This window comes from Caballeronia sp. 11_S32, from assembly GCF_056930355.1.
This window is the reverse complement of the sequence record NZ_JBXOWH010000003.1, coordinates 2,467,803-2,484,547: the sequence shown is the minus strand read 5'-3', so window position 1 is coordinate 2,484,547 and position 16,745 is coordinate 2,467,803. Positions and strand designations below refer to the sequence as shown.

The following is a 16,745-nucleotide window of genomic DNA, read 5'->3' as shown; positions in this document are numbered from 1 at the left end:
TGGAACAAAACAGGAGGCCCGAGGACATGACCAAGGATTTCACCGCCATCGGCACGACGAACGTGGGGCGCCCGGCATGCGCCGCGAGCGGGCGGGGCGAAGCGCGCGCGATTTCCGCGAACGCCGCGAAGGTTATCGAAACGACACGCCGCGCCTGGAGCGAGGCCGCCGCACAGACGCCGAACGAGGCGGCACGCCGCCCGCCGCGCGCATCGCAGCCGAAAAAGCGCGTCGTGCCGCGGCGTTCCCGCTGGCCGTCGCTTGTCGCCGCGCTGAACTACTGGAGCCCGAAACCGCTGTGAACGCCGCCGATTCCTCTTCGACATCCATGACGCTTCCCTCGCTCGCGCTCGACGCGCGCCTCTTCGATGCGAGCCGTTTCCCGCTCGTGCGCCTGCGCCCGCGCGCCGTGAAGCCCGGCTACGCGTTCGCGTGGAGCGCGCAGATGCATCGCCTCATGTCGCTCGCGACGCCCTTCGTGCTGGTCGCCGATTACGACGCGAACGAAACCGCCGACGACACCCGCCTGCGCGCCGCGTGGATGCGCACGCACCGCGCCATGCTCGCCGCATATTGCCGCGGGATGATCGTGATCGAGCCGCGCATCGAGGCGCGCGCGACGACGCGCGAGACGCTCCGCGCGCTGACCGATGGCAGCGGGTTGCGCACGGTCGTCGTGTCGAGCATGCGGGTGGCGGGCGAGCTCGCGCCGGTGTTGCTGAAGCACCGCGCATCGGAGGGGCATTCCGCCGCGCGCACGCAGGCCATCTGAGATCAGGGCGCGCCCGGTCTAGCAGGGGTTTGCCGGCTGCTCTATGCTGTGTCGACCGGAATCTGGCGCTTTAGTGTCCATTCCGGTCCCATGCACCGCATTGGAGCCAGCCAACGCCGCTTTGCAGAGGACGCGCATGCCGACTTACCGAGAAGCGTATCGCCGGTCGATCGAAGAGCCCGAAGCGTTCTGGTCCGAGCAGGCCCGGCGCATCCATTGGCAGACCCCGTTCGATCAGGTGCTCGACGCCAGCAAGCCGCCGTTCGCGCGCTGGTTCACCGGCGGCAGGACGAACCTGTGTCATAACGCGGTCGATCGTCATCTCGCCTCGCGCGCGCAACAGGACGCGCTCGTCTATGTATCGACGGAAACGGGCATCGAGCGCCACTACACCTACGCCGAGCTGCATGCGGAAGTGAACCGCATGGCGGCCGTCATGCGCTCGCTGCACGTGAAGAAGGGCGACCGCGTGCTCATCTATCTGCCGATGATCCCCGAAGCGCTCTTCGCGATGCTCGCGTGCGCGCGCATCGGCGCGATCCATTCGGTCGTGTTCGGCGGCTTCGCGGCGCCGAATCTCGCCGCGCGCATCGACGATGCCGAGCCCGCGCTCATCGTCACGGCGGATGCCGGCGCGCGCGGGGGCAAGGTGATCGACTACACGCCGCTCGTCGATGAAGCCTTGTCGCGCGCGGAATACAAGGTGCCGCAAGTTCTGCTGATCGACCGGCAGCTCGCACCCGAGCGCTTGCAGGCGAGTTATCTGATTGCCTACGAGCCGTTGCGCGAACAATTCTTCGATGCCCACGTGTCCTGCGAATGGCTCGAATCGAACGAGCCTTCCTACATTCTCTACACGTCCGGCACGACGGGCAGGCCGAAGGGCGTGCAACGCGATGTCGGCGGTTATGCGGTGGCGCTCGCCGCATCGATGGAGCACATCTTTCAGGGCGCGCCCGGCGACACGATGTTCACCGCATCGGATGTCGGCTGGGTCGTGGGGCACAGCTACATCGTCTATGCGCCCTTGATCGCGGGATTGACGACCGTGATGTACGAAGGCACGCCTATCCGCCCCGATGGCGGCATCTGGTGGCGCCTCGTCGAGCACTACAAGATCAACCTGATGTTCACCGCGCCGACCGCGATCCGCGTGCTCAAGAAGCAGGACCCGGCGTTGATGGAGAAATACGATCTTTCGAGCCTGCGCACGCTCTTCCTAGCGGGCGAGCCGCTCGACGAGCCGACCGCGCAGTGGATCCAGAGCGCGTTGAAGAAGCCCGTCATCGACAATTACTGGCAGACGGAAACCGGCTGGCCGATGATCGCCATTCCGCGCGGCATCGAGGCGTTGCCGTCGAAGCTCGGCTCGCCCGGCGTGCCCTCGATGGGCTTCGATCTCAAGCTGCGCAACGAGGCCACGGGCGAAGAGTGCGCGCCGGGCGAGAAGGGCGTCGTCACGCTGGGCTATCCGCTGCCGCCGGGCTGCATGCAGACCGTATGGCGCGATGACAAACGCTTCGTCGATACGTACTGGACGAGCGTGCCGAATCAGAACGTCTATTCGACCTTCGACTGGGGCGTGCAGGACGAAGACGGCTATGTGTCGATCCTCGGCCGCACCGATGACGTGATCAATGTCGCGGGGCATCGGCTCGGGACGCGCGAGATCGAGGAAGCGCTGTCGGCGCATCCGGCTGTCGCGGAGGTGGCGGTCGTCGGCATCGCGGATTCGGTGAAGGGGCAGGCCGCGGCGGCGTTCGTCGTGCTGCGGGACGCGGACCGCATCAATGCGCCGGGCGCGCGCGAGGGCATGGAAGCGGAACTGTGTCACGCGGTGGATTCGCAGCTCGGCGCGATTGCCCGTCCGGCGCGCGTGCATTTCGTGACGATGCTGCCGAAGACGCGTTCGGGGAAGCTGCTGCGACGCGCGATCGCGGCGCTGGCGGAAGGGCGCGATCCGGGCGAGCTTCCGACGATCGAAGACCCGGGCGCGTTGATGCAGGTGAGGGAGGCTTTGGGCGCGAAGTAAGCGCCCGCTCGCCGAGCCATAGGGCGACTTGCGAGGCATCGCCCGCCGCGCCGCTCGTGTTCGTCTTCAACATGTCGTTGCTTCTTCGAAAAACGCGCAAGTATAAATATACGTTGTACTGAACAATATTGACTTCCCTGATGCCATGAACCACCGGCGTCGCGGCGGCGACCGCTCACCGCCATTCGAAAATTAATTTCCGAGTGGATTCACTTCAAGCGTCCGCCTGCGCGACGAAACTGTTCGAAAGACTTGTAGAAATGTTGCAGTAACTGCCGGAATTCTTCTTTTTATTACTTTCCGCCGGTCCTTTCTTCGCTACGATATTCCTAGAAATGGAACTTGGTTCCGAAATATGGAACCGAAGCGACGAACCGTCGCCGACCGAGCGGAACGCATGAGCATTCTCGAAACAGCCACCTCCGTGCTGCGCCTGATGGCCCAGCAGCAGCGGGAAATGTCGATGACCGATCTCGTCGATCATCTCGACATGCCGAAGAGTTCGGCATCGCGCGTACTCAAGCAGATGAGCGAAGCCGGCCTGCTCGAGCGTGACAGGAAAACGCTCGCCTACCGGCCCTCGCTGCTGCTGCTGGAACTGGGCCATCTCGTGCGCTCGGGAAGTCCGCTCATCGAGATGTGCGCGCAGGCGCTCGAAACCTTGTGCGCGCGCCATGGCCACACGGGTTATGTCTCGGTGCTCGAAGGAAACGACATCGTCGTGCTGCGTGTGCTGCCGGGTTCGCTCGCTTTCCGCGCGATGACGAACCCAGGCCACCGCTGTCAATCATGGGCGACATCGACGGGCCGCGCGCTGCTCGCGCGCGAGTCGGACGAGGCTGTTCGCGCGCGCTTTCACCTCGGCTTGCGCGGCGTGCCCGCGCATGAAGCGACGGCCGAGCGCGGTCCCGCGACGCTCGATGCGCTGCTCGCCGAACTCGCCGCCACGCGCGCGCGCGGCTATGCGATCGCGCAGAACGAGGCGCTGTACGGCGTGGGCTCGGTCGGCTGCGCGGTCGCGGACCCGTCGAGCGGCGAGTGCCTGTCGTTCTGCCTGAGCTTTCCAGCAGGTGCGCACGACGCCGGCGCCATCGCCGCGCTCGGCGAAGCGGTGCGCGACGAGGCGCGCGCGATCGGCCGCTCGCTTGGCGATCCGTTCTGGAGCGCCTTCATCACGTGACAAACGCGGGCCCGTTCCCGCATCGGCCGAAGCAACGTGTCCGCAGTGGCGCGGCTTCGTCGTCGAGGGCCCGCTCAACGCTCAAGCCAACATCGTCGAGACATCGGCGCGCATTTTGAGGAGACTACCCATGCAGGTTTCACATTCGCCCGAGCGCCAGCCAGCCGGCGCGGGCCTACCCGACGGCACGGGCGCGCCGCATATACCGCAGTCGCATCCGCTCGCGCTGTCGCCGGCCAATCTGCTGCTGCTCGCCGTGCTGAGCGTGGTCGGCGCGATCATCGGCATCGAATTGCTGGTGAAAGTGGGCGTGACGCCGAACACGGCGATTGTCGGCGCGCTCGCCGCGATGATCTGCGCGCGCGTGCCGCTGCGCATGTTCCGTCAGTATCGCTCGGTGCATGTGCAGAACCTCGCGCAGAGCGCCATTTCGGCGGCGACCTTCGGCGCGGCCAACAGTCTGCTTCTGCCCATCGCGATCCCGTTCCTGTTCGGCCGCGAAGACCTCGTCATGCCGATGTTCGCGGGCGTCGCGCTCGGTATGCTGCTCGACGGCTACATGCTGTACCGCATGTTCGGCAGCAGCGTTTTTCCGGCGACAGGCACATGGCCGCAAGGCGTCGCGGCGGCGGAAGCCATCAAGGCCGGCGACGAAGGCGGCAAGCAGGCGCGCCTGCTCGGCATCGGCGTGGGCATGGGTCTGGTCGGCTCGTGGCTCGGCATTCCGATGTCCGCGTTCGGCACGGCGTTCATCGGCAATATCTGGGCGCTCGGGATGCTGGGCATCGGCTTCCTGATTCGCGGCTATTCCGTGCCGCTGTTCCATGTGGCCATCGACAAGGCCTACATTCCGCACGGGATGATGATCGGCGCGGGCCTCGTCGCGCTGATTCAGGTGGGCGTGCTCGTGCTGCGCGACCAGAAAAGCCCGCACGAAAGCTGGCGCGACGCATCGAAGGCGCGCGCGCCGAGCATCGGCGCTTCGATGCGCTTCGGCGGCATTGCCTACATCGTGCTTGCGGCGATCGTCGCGCTGGCGAGCGGCCTGTGGAGCGCGATGTCGCCGGGTATGCTCATCGGCTTCGTGCTGTATGCCGCGCTCGCCGCGTTCGTGCATGAGTTGATCGTCGGCATCGCCGCGATGCATTCCGGCTGGTTCCCGGCGTTTGCGGTAGCCCTGATCACGCTCCTGATCGGCATGATGATCGGCTTTCCGATGGTGTCGCTCGTCATGCTGTGCGGCTTTTCCGCCGCCACCGGCCCGGCATTTGCCGACATGGGCTACGACCTGAAGGCGGGCTTCATCCTGCGCGGCTACGGCGAAGACCCCGCGTTCGAGCTGGCGGGCCGCCGCCAGCAGTTGATCGCCGCGATGCTCGCGTTCGTCGTGGCCATTCCGGTCGTGCTGCTCGCGCATCACGCGTTCTTCGCGAGCGGTCACGTTCCGCCCGTGGCGAAGGTCTATGTCTCGACGATTCAGGCGGGCATCGCGCCCGGCATCCTGCATTCGCTGCTGATGTGGGCCGTTCTGGGCGCGGCGCTGCAATTCATTGGCGGGCCGAAGCGCCAGCTCGGCGTGCTGTTCGCCACCGGCCTTCTGATCATGAGCCCGCTTGCCGGCTGGGCGGTGATGGCGGGCATCGTGATCCGGATCGTGATCGAGCGCCGCAGTCCCGCCGCGAAGCACAACATGGAAGTGTTCGCCGCAGGCGTGATCGCTGCCGACGCGTTGTTCAGCTTCTTCGGATCGCTAATCAAGACGCGCTGAATGAGCGTGTTTTTCGACCCGTTCCTTGCTTCCCCGCTTTCTTGCCAACGAAAATAATCCCATGAGTCTCGCACAAACCCTGCAGGTCTTCGAAGCCTTCGACAGCCGCTACGCCAGCGGGCAAACCGTGGTCGATCTTCTCGCGCCGTTCGCCGATGAAGGCGTGAGCGTCGACGTGACCGAGATCGGCGGCCCGAAAGGTTCGACCGATTTCGTGAAGATCGCCATTCCCGGCGACAGCGGCAAGCGCCGTGGCGGCGCCGCCAGGACGCTCGGCATCGTCGGGCGCCTGGGCGGCATCGGCGCGCGTCCGTCGCGCATCGGTCTCGTGTCCGACGCCGACGGCGCCATCGCGGCCGTCGCTGCCGCGCTCAAGCTCGCGCAGATGCGCCGCAACGGCGACCCGCTGCCGGGCGACGTGTTCCTGACGACGCACATTTGCCCGGATGCGCCGACCCGTCCGCACGATCCCGTCGACTTCATGGATTCGCCGATCGACACCGAGGACGTCAACGCGCACGAAGTCTGGGACGAGATGGACGCGGTGCTGTCGCTCGACACGACCAAGGGCAATCGCATCATCAACCACAGCGGCTACGCGATTTCGCCGACCGTGAAGGACGGCTATATCCTGCGCGTCTCCGAGGACCTCGTGCGCATCATGGAGATGACGAGCGGCAAGTCCGCCGTCACGTTCCCGGTGACGACGCAGGACATCACGCCGTATGGCAACGGCGTGCATCATCTGAACAGCATCATGCAGCCGTCGATCGCGACGAGCGCGCCGGTGGTGGGCGTCGCGATCACGACGCAAAGCGTGGTGCCGGGCTGCGGCACGGGCGCGAGCCATGAAACCGACATCGCGCTCGCGGTGAAATTCGCGGTGGAAGTCGCCAAGGAATTCGGGCGTGGCACCTGCGCGTTCTACGACGAGCAGGATTACGCGCGTCTCATCGAGCTTTATGGTTCGCTCGCGCATCTCAGGGTGCGTCATCCCGGCAAGTAATCCGGCCAGCTCATTTGGCCAACCCTATTGCGGAGTTTTTTGATGAATGCCCTTTTGCTGAGTAATTCCCGTGGCCCCGACGGCGCGTACCTCGTTCACGCGCTCGATGCGATCCGCGCGCTGACGCCATCCGGCGGCGAGGCTGTCACCGAGGCGCTTTTCGTGCCCTTCGCCGGCGTGACGATGACATGGGACGAATACGCCGCGAAGGTCGCGGCGGCGCTCGCGCCCGCGAACGTCGCGCTGCGCTCCGCGCACACCTTCGCGAGCGATGCCGACGCGCGGGCGGCGGTGGCGAAGGCCGAACTGATTGTGGTGGGCGGCGGCAACACGTTCCAGTTGCTCGCGCAGTGCCGCTCGCGCGGTCTGCTCGATGCCATTCGCGGCGCGGTGAAGGGCAGCACGCGCTATCTCGGCTGGAGCGCGGGCGCCAACCTCGCGTGCCCGACCATTTCGACGACGAACGACATGCCGATCGTCGATCCGAAGGGCTTCGACGCGCTCGGCCTGATCGGCTTCCAGATCAATCCGCATTACACGAACGCGCTGCCTGTGGGACACCAGGGCGAGACGCGCAACGAGCGCATCGCGGAGTTTCTGGTCGCCAATCCGGAGGCCACCGTGCTCGGCCTGCCCGAAGGCGACTGGCTGCGCGTGACGCCGGACACTGTGACGCTGCACGGTCCGCACGACGCGGTGCGCTTCGTATCCGGCGCGCAAGCGCAGACGCTTACGCCGGGCGCGGCGCTCTGAGCCGGGCGCGGAGCAGGAAGTCAAAAAGAACGCGCCCGGCATGTGTCGAAACACGATGCCGGGCGCATTCTCGAAACCCGATCGGCCTCAGGCCTTCGCACTCGCCTCGTGCGTCTTCGGCAACAGCACCGCCAGCACGCCGAGCAGCGGCAGGAACGCGCACACCTTGTACACGTAGTCGATGCTCGTTGCGTCCGCGACATGCCCGAGCACCGCCGCGCCGACACCGCCCATCCCGAACGCGAAGCCGAAGAACAGGCCCGCGACCATCCCGACCTTGCCCGGAATCAGCTCTTGCGCGTACACGAGGATCGCCGAGAACGCCGACGCCAGCACGAGCCCGATGATCACCGACAGCACGCCGGTCCAGAACAGATTCGCATAAGGCATCAGCAAGGTGAACGGCGCGACGCCGAGAATCGACACCCAGATCACGGCCTTGCGCCCCACCTTGTCGCCGACCGGCCCGCCGATGATCGTGCCCGCCGCCACCGCCGCGAGGAACACGAACAGGTGAATCTGCGCCGCCTGCACCGACACGCCGAACTTGCTGATCAGATAGAACGTGAAGTAGCTCGTGATGCTCGCGAGATAAAAGTACTTCGAGAACACGAGCAGCACGAGCACGCTCATCGCCATGATCACCTTGTTGCGCGGCAACGTGGCGTGCGCGACTTGCGCGCGGCCTTTCTTCGTCGCCGGATGGCGCTTGTACCAGCGGCCGATGTTCGCCAGCACGAACATGGCGATGAGCGCCGCCGCCGAGAACCACGCGATGCTCTTCTGGCCGTGCGGAATGACGATCAGCGCGGCGAGCAGCGGCCCGAGCGACGAGCCCGCGTTGCCGCCCACCTGAAACAGCGATTGCGCGAGGCCGTGCTTGCCGCCCGACGCCATGCGCGCGACCCGCGACGATTCCGGATGAAACACCGACGACCCGCAGCCGACCAGAGCCGCCGCGATGAGCAGCGTGCCGAAGTTGCCTGCGACCGACATCAGCAGGAGCCCGGACAGCGTGAAACCCATGCCGACGGGAAGCGAATAGGGCTTCGGATGCTTGTCCGTATAGAGCCCGACGAGCGGCTGCAAGAGCGAAGCCGTGATCTGATACGTCAGCGTGATCAGGCCGATCTGCCCGAAGGTGAGCGCGAACTCGCTCTTGAACATCGGGTAGATGGCGAGGATCAGCGACTGGATCATGTCGTTCAGAAGATGCGAGAAGCTGATCGCGCCCAGAACGGAATAAACGGTGCGTTGCGTGGCCGCGCTCGCGGAAGTTGCGGCCGAAGCGCCGGCGGCTGGGCCGGAAGGCGACAGAGCGCCCTTGTCGATGCTCGTTTGCATAGTGAATGGCTGGTGAAAACGGGAAAGCGTCTCGGTTTTTGATTTTCTCAGTGCACGCTGCGACATTTATGCGCGGACTGAATTTCTGACAAGTGTAGGCTGTCCGTGTAGCGTTGTCATGACAAGGTTTGTCGCGAATCGGACAGGATGCCTGCCTGCTACAGCCGTTATTTCGTCTTACGCAACGATTTTTGGCCGGTTATAAGAAACGACGGCGGGCGAACGCATGTTCGCTTTCCCATAAAAAGGCTCAAGAAAACCGGCCAACCTGCCGTAACTCGCGGTGGGGACCAGACCAGGACACGCCGCACGACGGCCAAGTCCGTAGATCAAATCGGGGATCGATCGATGAAACTGTTTTCGCTGCGCGGCGCACAGGACGCGGGCTTTGTGGCGCACACCGGGGCCGCGTCGGCTGAAGAACGCACGCGCGACGCCATCACCACGCAGCGCGCGCTGTCCGTCAAGGCGTCGCTCAGACTGGCGTTCGGGCTCGTGCTCGCCGGCACGCTGGCCATCGGCGCGATTTCGCTCACGCAGATCAGCCGTCTGAACGGCGCGACCGAATCCATCTACACGCAGGGCTATGTCGCGAGCCGCGCGGCGGAGGAAACGCGCGGCTATCTGTTGCGCGCGAGCCGCTCGCAGAAGATGCTCCTCACCGCGACCACCGCGAAAGAGCGCGACGATCTCGGCGCGCAGATCGAGCAGTCGCTCACGGAGATCGGCCGTGAGCAGGCGCAGCTCGCGCAATACATCGATCACGAGGACAAGGACGCGCTCGCGCAGCAAAAAAGCTTCTCGACCGCGCTGGCGAAATGGAGCGACAACCTGCGCACCTTCGTCAAGCTCGTGAAGGAGCAGCCGCTCGATCTCTCGCAGATGAACTGGCAGGTCGGCACGCAGGACGTGTCGCTGCTCGTCGAGACGGGCAAGCTCGAAAAGATGGTCGACGATCTCGTCGCGCGCCGTGGCGCCGCCGCCAAGGCCACGATCGATTCCGCGGCGTTCATCTTCCATTCGTCGTTCGTGATGGTGTCCGCGCTGACGCTTCTTCTGTTCGCGCTCGCGATCGTCGTTTCCGAATGGGTCGTGCGGCGCCTCGCGGGCCAGCTTGGCGGCGAGCCTGGCTATGCGAAGGACATCGCGCGGCGCATCGCGTCGGGCGATCTCGGCTATCCGATCCGGCTCAAGCGCCGCGACGACGCCTCCATGCTGCACGCGCTCTCGGAAATGCAGGCGGGGCTGTCGTCCACCGTCGGCGATATCGCGGCGAGCGCCGAGGCGATCGCATCGGCATCGAGCGAAATCTCGACGGGCAACGTCGACCTGTCGCGCCGCACCGAAGAGCAGGCGGTCGCGCTGGAAAAGACCGCGGCCAGCATGGAGCAGCTCACGTCCACGGTGCGCCAGAACGCCGACAACGCGAAGCAGGCGAGCACGCTCGCCGCCAATGCATCGGAGATCGCGGAAAAGGGCGGCGCGGTGGTGAGCCGCGTCGTCGAGACGATGCAGCGCATCGATGCGAGCGCGAAGAGCATCGGCGATATCATCGGCGTGATCGAGGGCATCGCGTTCCAGACCAACATCCTCGCGCTCAACGCGGCGGTCGAGGCGGCGCGCGCGGGCGAGCAGGGGCGCGGCTTCGCGGTCGTCGCGGGCGAAGTGCGCAGCCTCGCGCAGCGCTCGTCGGCGGCGGCGAAGGAGATCAAGGGGTTGATCGACACCTCGGTGTCGCGTGTGTCGGACGGCTCGACCTACGCGCAGGAAGCCGGCGCGACCATGGAGGAAGTCGTGAAGGCCGTGCGCCGCGTGACCGACATCATGGGCGAGATTTCGGCGGCATCGGCCGAGCAGAAGACGGGCATCGAGTCGATCGGCGAGGCCGTCACGAAGATGGACGCGGGCACGCAGCAGAACGCCGCGCTCGTCGAAGAGGCGGCGGCCGCCGCGCAATCGCTCGACGATCAGGCGCGCGCGCTGAAGTCGCTCGTCGGGAAATTTCAGTTGGCCTGAGCGAAGACATCGATATAGAATCGCGGACGGGCGCGGCAGGGCGCCCGTTCTCGCGAAAGTCCTACGCACCTGCCTTCAGTGCATCGAGCAGCACATCCAATCTGGATCGAACCGCAACGTCGAACCTTTTCAGCCGCAGCGAGAACGGCGCATTAAAGGAAAAACGTCATGTGGTCTACATCCTGTCCGGTCTCTTCTTCCGTTTCCAATAGCGACTATCTGCGCGAGCACGCGCGGCGTCTGCTTCGTCACGCCCGCGACGGCGACACGAGCGCGTCCATGCCGGTCCTGCGCCGCCTGGTTGCCGCGAAGGTCACGCGCGCCGAACGTCTCGCCGATCTCCACGCGATCCGCGACGGCCTGCAACTGAAGCATCTGCTCGCGATGCTCGCCGCCGAGCTCGGCTACGCGAGCTGGGACGCCTGCAAGCCCGACATCGACACGCAACCGGTTGCGGCGATCGACCGCTACCGGCTCGATGCGGGCGCGTTCAACGATTTCGAAAAGAACTGGTTTGCGAACGAAGCGGATGCGCTCGACTGGCAGCGCGGACACGGCGGCTATATCGTGCGATACGGCGAGCAGGCCGTGGCGATCCTGAAGCGGGAATGAGAGAAGGGAATGACGCGCGCAGGAAGGAAGCCGGTCAGATCAGCTCGACTTCCTTCCAGTTCGCGCTAAGGAAAAAACGGGTGAGTTCCTTGGTGAGATCGTTCAGCGCGCTCATTTCGGGCGCCGAGATCTTGCGCACGTGCTGCGGCGAAGTCCAGTCGCCGTAGATGAGCGCGACGGTCGTATCGTTCGATTTCACCGGCAGAAGCACGAAGGCCTGCGCCTCGCCGAGCGTGTCCTTGTACCAGCGCGGCAGGCGCGCATCGATGCGCGCGTCGCGCGCGTTCTCGATGAAGATGCCCACCGGATTGGTGATCGCGAGATGAAACACGTCGGGCCGGAACTCGGCGGAGAAGCGCAGTTGCGGCAGCATCGGCTCGACGCCCGCGCCGAGGCCGAGTCGCGCGTGGAATTCGTTATTGGCCTGGCGCATGAACACGACCGTGCGCGACAGGTGCAGGCTCGCGAGTATGGATTCGGACGCGAGCGAGAGCGCGGGCGCGAGCGCATTCTTCGACGGCAGCGAGCGCAAGTCCGCGACGCTCGCGCCGATGCGCGCCTCTGCCGATACATTCGCGCGCGCCATGGCATCGGCATTCGCCTGCAGCTCGGAGATCTCGCGGATCACGCCGTCGCTCGCTTCCTCGTTCGCGAGCGCGAGGCTCATCGACGTGAGCGTGTCGGCGTCGGTGTTGAGCGCGCCGGTGTAGCGGTTGGCGATGTCGAAGAGCATCGACTCGCGGCCGTCCGTGGCCGTGCTCTGCGCGGTGAGCGCGTCGGCGACTTCGGTCGAATAGTTGGAGATGGCGCGCAGCCAGCGCACGTGCTTCGGCACGGTTTCATCGACGGGCGCGTCCGGGTCGGTCGCGCGCATGCCTTCGCGGATGGTCTCCGGCAGACGCCAGCGGTCCGCGGCTTCGAGTCCGATTTCGTCGAAGGTGACGCCGAGCAACGCGGCGCACGCGGCGCTGTCCGGAATGTTTTCCGAAGCGGCCTTGCGCCGCAGTTGATCCCACTCGTGCTCGAGATAGAACGCGACGAGCAGCTTGCCGATCTGCCGCATCAGCGTGCAGACGACGGCCTCTTCGGCGGAGCGCAGATCCTTGTGTTCGGTGAGCTGGCGCGCGACCGCGCCGGACAGCAGGGTGCGGTTGAGTTCGAGCTTGGCGTCGATGCGGCGCGGCGCGCTCTGATGAAAGTGATCGACGAGCTTGAGACCGACGACGAGATGGCCCACCGCATCCATGCCGAGCACCATCAACGCGCGCGTGACAGTGGTGATGTTGCCGCCGAACGCGATGTACATCGCCGAATTGGCGAGGCGCAGCACCTTCTGCGTGAGGCCGACGTCCGACAACACGACTTGCACGAGGGACGTGAAGTCGAGGTCGTCATCGCTCATCGCGGACACGGTCGTGCGCAGCGCCTGGGAGAGCATGGGGAAGTCCCCGCGCTCGCTCATGCGCGACCACAACTTGTCCAGTAGTTCGGCCTTGGTGCGTGCCATTGCTAAAAATAAGAACCTGTTCGATTACGCGACGGCTAACCCGAGGCGGTCCAGCAAATCAATCCAAGCGCCCAACAACGAAATGTACACGTTATTAGGGAGTTACGGCGCGTTCCTCGATTAGAACACGAACAATCGCCCGCTCATAATGTCTCGTGCAGCAGAAGCGAGTTCGACTTGAACGAGCGCGCCAGCTCGTCCGACGGCAACGCATGGCTGATGAGCCATCCCTGAATATGATCGCAGCCGAGGTCGGCGAGCAGATCGCGCTGAGCCTCCGTCTCGACACCCTCGGCGACCAGCTCCAGCCCGAGCGATTGCGCGAGCCCGACGACCGCGCTCACGATCGCGCGGTTGTTGCGGGACGTAATCAGGTTCTCGACAAAGCTGCGGTCGATCTTGAGCTTCGACAGCGGAAAACGTTGCAAATAAGCGAGGCTCGAGTAACCCGTACCGAAGTCGTCCACCGCGAAGCGGATGCCGATCGACGTCAGCGCTTCGAGCAGGCGCGTCGCTTCTTCCGGGTCGTGCATCAGGAGGCTTTCGGTGATCTCGAACACGAGCCGCCGCGCGTCGATGCCGGTGAGCGCGAGCGCTTCCTTCACCGCGGCGGTGAAACGTTTGTCGCGGAACTGCTGCGGCGACACGTTGACCGACACGTAATCGAGCCGGATGCCGAGCGCGTCCCACTGCGTGATCTGCATGCACGCGGCTTTCAGCACCCAGTTGCCCAGATAGTTGATGAGGCCGATCGACTCCGCGAGCGGAATGAACGTCGACGGCGGCACGAGCCCGTGCACCGGATGATTCCAGCGCATCAGCGCCTCCACGCCGACCACCGCGCCCGTGCGGATCTTCGTGATCGGCTGGAAGTAGAGCGAGAACTCGCCGTTGCGCACGGCTTCGTACAGATCCGCTTCGAGCTTCAGGCGTTCGGCGTCGGCGGGGTTGTCGTCGAGCGTGTGGAACACGAGCGCGTTGCCGCCCGCTTCCTTCGCCTGCTCGAGCGCCTGATCGGCCATGCGCAGGAGGCTCGTCTGCACGCCGCTGCGGGCGTTCTTGCCCGCCTGATCCGGGTACAGCGCGACGCCCACGCTCGCGGACAAATGCGTGTGCTGTCCGCGATGCCGGTACGGCTGCGCGATCGCGGTCAAGAGGCGCCGCCCGAGGCTCTCGGCGAGCTCCGCCGTGGTGCCGGCGGGCAGCAGCACGGCGAACGCGTCGCCGGCCACGCGCGCGACGCGCTCGCCGTGCCCCGTCGTGTGCTGGATGCGCCGCGCGGTCTCGCGCAGAAGCTCGTCGCCGGCGTCGTAGCCGAGCGCGCGGTTGATGCGTTGATAGTCGTCGATGTCGAGCAGGACCAGCCCGGCGTGCGTGCGCGTGAGCTCGGCTTCGGCCTGCGCCGCGGCCATCGCCGTCTTGAGCGCGACGAGATTGTCGAGGCCCGTGAGCGCATCGTGATTGAGCGCGTGCGTGAGCGACGCCTCGCGCTCGCGCCAGTGGGTCACGTCGAAGGCGGCGAGCGCGAAGCCGGGCGTGCCGCGCGCGGCGGTCGACACGAGCCGCAGCTCGACGCAGATCGGATAGGTGAGCGATTTCACGACGGTCAGCGTCGCCGATTCCAGCTTGCCGCTCGCGCGCGCGCGGGCGACGAGCGCGTGCAGCTCGTCGGCTTCTTCCGATGCGACGAGATCGTGCAGCGTGAGCATGCTCAGATAGTCGCGGTGATAGCCGATGAACTCGATGCTCGCATCCGACACGTACTGGAAACGCAGCGCGTCGTCGAGCTGCGCGAGGAAATCGACCGCGCCGAGCGCGGCTTCGGTCGCGTCGGCCGGCGCGCACGCGCTGGCCGCGGGCGATGCCGGGGTCGCTTCGAGGTCTTCGGGTTGCGAGTCGGGCGCGCTCGCTGGCCGCTCCCGCGCGGCGCTTCCCCAGGCGCGGGCGAGCGCATCGAGCGCGATGCGCCACGGTGCGCGGCGGGAGACGTTGGTCCGGTTCGCTTGCATGGTCTCGTAGGTTCTGGCGGCGGCGCCTGCCTTGATCGGGCAATCGGCGGCGGGCGCAACGCGCGCCTCGCGGTTCCGGCCGGGATGTGCCGGAACGGGCGCGGCACGCTCTATCAGGCGAGTTATCGGCGCGCGGAACGAATTCTTTAACCGGTGACGCCGCGACAACAATTCCCTCGGGAAAATGCGGCCGTCCAGGAATTGTCGACCGGAGTTCCGTATCATGCAGGCTGGCGAATTCGGTTACAGTGGCGCGTTTTCGCCGGAACACACCGCCGCCGTTGCCGCACGCCGCACGCCGCAAGGTGTTCGCCGCGCCGTTGACCATCAGAATTCCGTTCGACTCGTTCGCCTCATGATCGAATCCATCAAGCTGCCGGCCTGCGTGCAGCCTTTCACAGCGCCACGGCGCGCCGCCATCGGGTTGCCGTCATGCCAGATTCGTCCCTGAGGCGCGCGGCGCAGGCGAAGCGCGGGCAGAGCGTGTACGTCGGGCGTCAGCCGATCCTCGACGGCGACGGCGCGCTCGTCGCCTACGAGCTGCTTTTTCGCGACAGCCCCGAGAACCGCGCGCGCGTTCACGACGACATGCGGGCAACCGCGCATGTCGTCGCGCGCACGGTGGGGGAGATCGGCGTGCCCGCGGTGCTCGGGCCGCATCCGGGCTACGTGAACATGAGCCGCGAACTCCTGTTCGACGACATCGTGCATATCATGCAGCCCGGGCGCTTCGTGCTGGAACTGCTGGAGAACATCACGTTCGACGAGGCGCTCTTCAAGCGTTGCGCGCAGTTGCGCCGCGCGGGCTTTCGCCTGGCGCTCGATGACGTCGTGCGGCTCGACGATGCGCTGCTCGCCACGCTGCCTTCGGTCGATATCGTCAAGGTCGACTTTCTCGCGGCGGATCACGACCATCTGCCGGAGCTCGCGGCGGCGGTGAAGCGGCGCGGCAAGCGGCTCGTGGCCGAAAAGGTCGAGACGCCCGAGGATTTCGCGCAGGCGAGGCAGCTCGGCTTCGACTTCTTCCAGGGCTATTTCTTCGCGCGGCCGCAGGTGCTGTCGGCGCGGCGCGCGAGTCCCGCGCGCGGCCCGCTCCTGCGCCTCATGACCGTGCTCGCGGGCGAGCCGGACATCCGCGAGCTGGAGACGGAGCTGAAGCGCAATCCGGATATCGTCGTGCAGCTGATGCGCCTCGCCAATTCGAGCGCGCAGATACGGGGGCGGCGCGTGTCGTCGCTGCGCGAGGCGATCGCCGCGACCGGCACGCGCCAGCTGATGCGCTGGACGCAACTGCTGCTCTACGCGGACGGCACCGGCCTGCCGTGGCGTTCGGACCCGCTCCTGCAGCTCGTCGGCACGCGGGCGCGCTTTCTGGAACTCGCGGCCGGGATGCTGCGTCCCGCCGACGAAGCCTTCTCCGACGCCGCGTTCATGACCGGCATCTTCTCGCTCGTGCATGTCGTGCTCGACATGCAGCCCGCCGAAATTCTCGATAAGCTGCATCTGGCGGCGGAAATCCGCACGGCCATTCTCGCGGGCGAAGGGCCGCTCGGCGCGCTGCTCGGCATCGCGCGGGCGGCGGAGCGGGGCGATGCGGGCGCCATCGATAGAAGCCGCCGCGCGCAACCCGCGCTCGACGTGCTCACGCCCGCCGTGCTCGCGACGTTGCAGTTCGAAGCGGCGGTGTGGTTCGCCGAACATCGCATCGATCAATACGCGGACCACGCGTAGAACGCCGGCTTCGCA

Annotated in this window: 14 protein-coding genes; 11 read left to right on the top strand and 3 right to left on the bottom strand. The window is 66.0% G+C overall.

The window, feature by feature from the left end:
* Positions 1–26: 26 nt before the first annotated feature.
* From AC1Z32_RS23275 to pepE, 7 genes are all read left to right on the top strand, one after another.
* Positions 27–302 carry a hypothetical protein gene (locus AC1Z32_RS23275; RefSeq protein WP_483480940.1) on the top strand — a complete coding sequence of 92 codons (276 nt, stop codon included), beginning with the start codon at positions 27–29 and terminating at the stop codon, positions 300–302.
* A gap of 26 nt (positions 303–328) precedes the next feature.
* The gene (locus tag AC1Z32_RS23270) at positions 329–772 is read left to right on the top strand and encodes a hypothetical protein (RefSeq protein ID WP_483480938.1); all 444 of its coding nucleotides are present in this window, start codon (positions 329–331) and stop codon (positions 770–772) included.
* A 136-nt stretch (positions 773–908) separates the two neighbouring features.
* Complete coding sequence (locus AC1Z32_RS23265) at positions 909–2,804, top strand: propionate--CoA ligase (protein ID WP_483480936.1); 1,896 nt, start codon at positions 909–911, stop codon at positions 2,802–2,804.
* Between the two features lie 397 nt (positions 2,805–3,201).
* Positions 3,202–3,984 carry an IclR family transcriptional regulator gene (locus AC1Z32_RS23260; RefSeq protein WP_483480934.1) on the top strand — a complete coding sequence of 261 codons (783 nt, stop codon included), beginning with the start codon at positions 3,202–3,204 and terminating at the stop codon, positions 3,982–3,984.
* Positions 3,985–4,114: 130 nt separating this feature from the next.
* Positions 4,115–5,752, top strand: coding sequence for an OPT/YSL family transporter (locus AC1Z32_RS23255; RefSeq protein ID WP_483480932.1), 1,638 nt, complete (start codon positions 4,115–4,117; stop codon positions 5,750–5,752).
* Positions 5,753–5,813: 61 nt separating this feature from the next.
* The gene (locus AC1Z32_RS23250; protein WP_483480930.1) at positions 5,814–6,758 is read left to right on the top strand and encodes a DUF1177 domain-containing protein; all 945 of its coding nucleotides are present in this window, start codon (positions 5,814–5,816) and stop codon (positions 6,756–6,758) included.
* A 42-nt stretch (positions 6,759–6,800) separates the two neighbouring features.
* Entirely contained in the window at positions 6,801–7,511 is a 711-nt protein-coding gene (pepE, locus tag AC1Z32_RS23245) for a dipeptidase PepE (protein WP_483480928.1), read from the top strand.
* A gap of 87 nt (positions 7,512–7,598) precedes the next feature.
* On the opposite strand, the gene AC1Z32_RS23240 is transcribed toward pepE, so the two are convergent.
* Positions 7,599–8,855, bottom strand: a complete 1,257-nt coding sequence (locus AC1Z32_RS23240; protein WP_483480926.1) for an MFS transporter — start codon at positions 8,853–8,855, stop codon at positions 7,599–7,601.
* A gap of 348 nt (positions 8,856–9,203) precedes the next feature.
* Here AC1Z32_RS23240 and AC1Z32_RS23235 point away from each other — a divergent pair, with 348 nt between their 5' ends.
* Positions 9,204–10,871: a methyl-accepting chemotaxis protein gene (locus AC1Z32_RS23235; protein WP_483480924.1), complete on the top strand. Its 1,668-nt coding sequence runs from the start codon at positions 9,204–9,206 to the stop codon at positions 10,869–10,871.
* 168 nt (positions 10,872–11,039) lie between these two features.
* A complete protein-coding gene (locus AC1Z32_RS23230) occupies positions 11,040–11,483 on the top strand; it encodes a hypothetical protein (protein ID WP_483480922.1) in 444 nt (147 codons plus the stop codon).
* 34 nt (positions 11,484–11,517) lie between these two features.
* Here AC1Z32_RS23230 and AC1Z32_RS23225 read toward each other — a convergent pair whose 3' ends face one another.
* Entirely contained in the window at positions 11,518–12,990 is a 1,473-nt protein-coding gene (locus AC1Z32_RS23225) for an HDOD domain-containing protein (protein ID WP_483480920.1), read from the bottom strand.
* 143 nt (positions 12,991–13,133) lie between these two features.
* Positions 13,134–14,999, bottom strand: coding sequence for a putative bifunctional diguanylate cyclase/phosphodiesterase (locus AC1Z32_RS23220; RefSeq protein ID WP_483480918.1), 1,866 nt, complete (start codon positions 14,997–14,999; stop codon positions 13,134–13,136).
* A 223-nt stretch (positions 15,000–15,222) separates the two neighbouring features.
* On the opposite strand from AC1Z32_RS23220, the gene AC1Z32_RS23215 reads away from it, so the two are divergent.
* Complete coding sequence (locus AC1Z32_RS23215) at positions 15,223–15,450, top strand: hypothetical protein (RefSeq protein ID WP_483480916.1); 228 nt, start codon at positions 15,223–15,225, stop codon at positions 15,448–15,450.
* The gene (locus AC1Z32_RS23210) at positions 15,432–16,730 is read left to right on the top strand and encodes an EAL and HDOD domain-containing protein (protein WP_483480914.1); all 1,299 of its coding nucleotides are present in this window, start codon (positions 15,432–15,434) and stop codon (positions 16,728–16,730) included. The genes AC1Z32_RS23215 and AC1Z32_RS23210 overlap by 19 nt, the downstream gene beginning before the upstream one ends.
* Positions 16,731–16,745: the final 15 nt, after the last annotated feature.

Excerpts from the sequence above, each read along its gene's own strand:
- AC1Z32_RS23275 (WP_483480940.1), top strand. The coding sequence starts at position 27 with ATGACCAAGGATTTCACCGCCATCGGCACGACGAACGTGGGGCGCCCG.
- AC1Z32_RS23270 (WP_483480938.1), top strand. The coding sequence starts at position 329 with ATGACGCTTCCCTCGCTCGCGCTCGACGCGCGCCTCTTCGATGCGAGC.
- AC1Z32_RS23265 (WP_483480936.1), top strand. The coding sequence starts at position 909 with ATGCCGACTTACCGAGAAGCGTATCGCCGGTCGATCGAAGAGCCCGAA.
- AC1Z32_RS23260 (WP_483480934.1), top strand. The coding sequence starts at position 3,202 with ATGAGCATTCTCGAAACAGCCACCTCCGTGCTGCGCCTGATGGCCCAG.
- AC1Z32_RS23255 (WP_483480932.1), top strand. The coding sequence starts at position 4,115 with ATGCAGGTTTCACATTCGCCCGAGCGCCAGCCAGCCGGCGCGGGCCTA.
- AC1Z32_RS23250 (WP_483480930.1), top strand. The coding sequence starts at position 5,814 with ATGAGTCTCGCACAAACCCTGCAGGTCTTCGAAGCCTTCGACAGCCGC.
- pepE (WP_483480928.1), top strand. The coding sequence starts at position 6,801 with ATGAATGCCCTTTTGCTGAGTAATTCCCGTGGCCCCGACGGCGCGTAC.
- AC1Z32_RS23240 (WP_483480926.1), bottom strand. The coding sequence starts at position 8,855 with ATGCAAACGAGCATCGACAAGGGCGCTCTGTCGCCTTCCGGCCCAGCC.
- AC1Z32_RS23235 (WP_483480924.1), top strand. The coding sequence starts at position 9,204 with ATGAAACTGTTTTCGCTGCGCGGCGCACAGGACGCGGGCTTTGTGGCG.
- AC1Z32_RS23230 (WP_483480922.1), top strand. The coding sequence starts at position 11,040 with ATGTGGTCTACATCCTGTCCGGTCTCTTCTTCCGTTTCCAATAGCGAC.
- AC1Z32_RS23225 (WP_483480920.1), bottom strand. The coding sequence starts at position 12,990 with ATGGCACGCACCAAGGCCGAACTACTGGACAAGTTGTGGTCGCGCATG.
- AC1Z32_RS23220 (WP_483480918.1), bottom strand. The coding sequence starts at position 14,999 with ATGCAAGCGAACCGGACCAACGTCTCCCGCCGCGCACCGTGGCGCATC.
- AC1Z32_RS23215 (WP_483480916.1), top strand. The coding sequence starts at position 15,223 with ATGCAGGCTGGCGAATTCGGTTACAGTGGCGCGTTTTCGCCGGAACAC.
- AC1Z32_RS23210 (WP_483480914.1), top strand. The coding sequence starts at position 15,432 with ATGCCAGATTCGTCCCTGAGGCGCGCGGCGCAGGCGAAGCGCGGGCAG.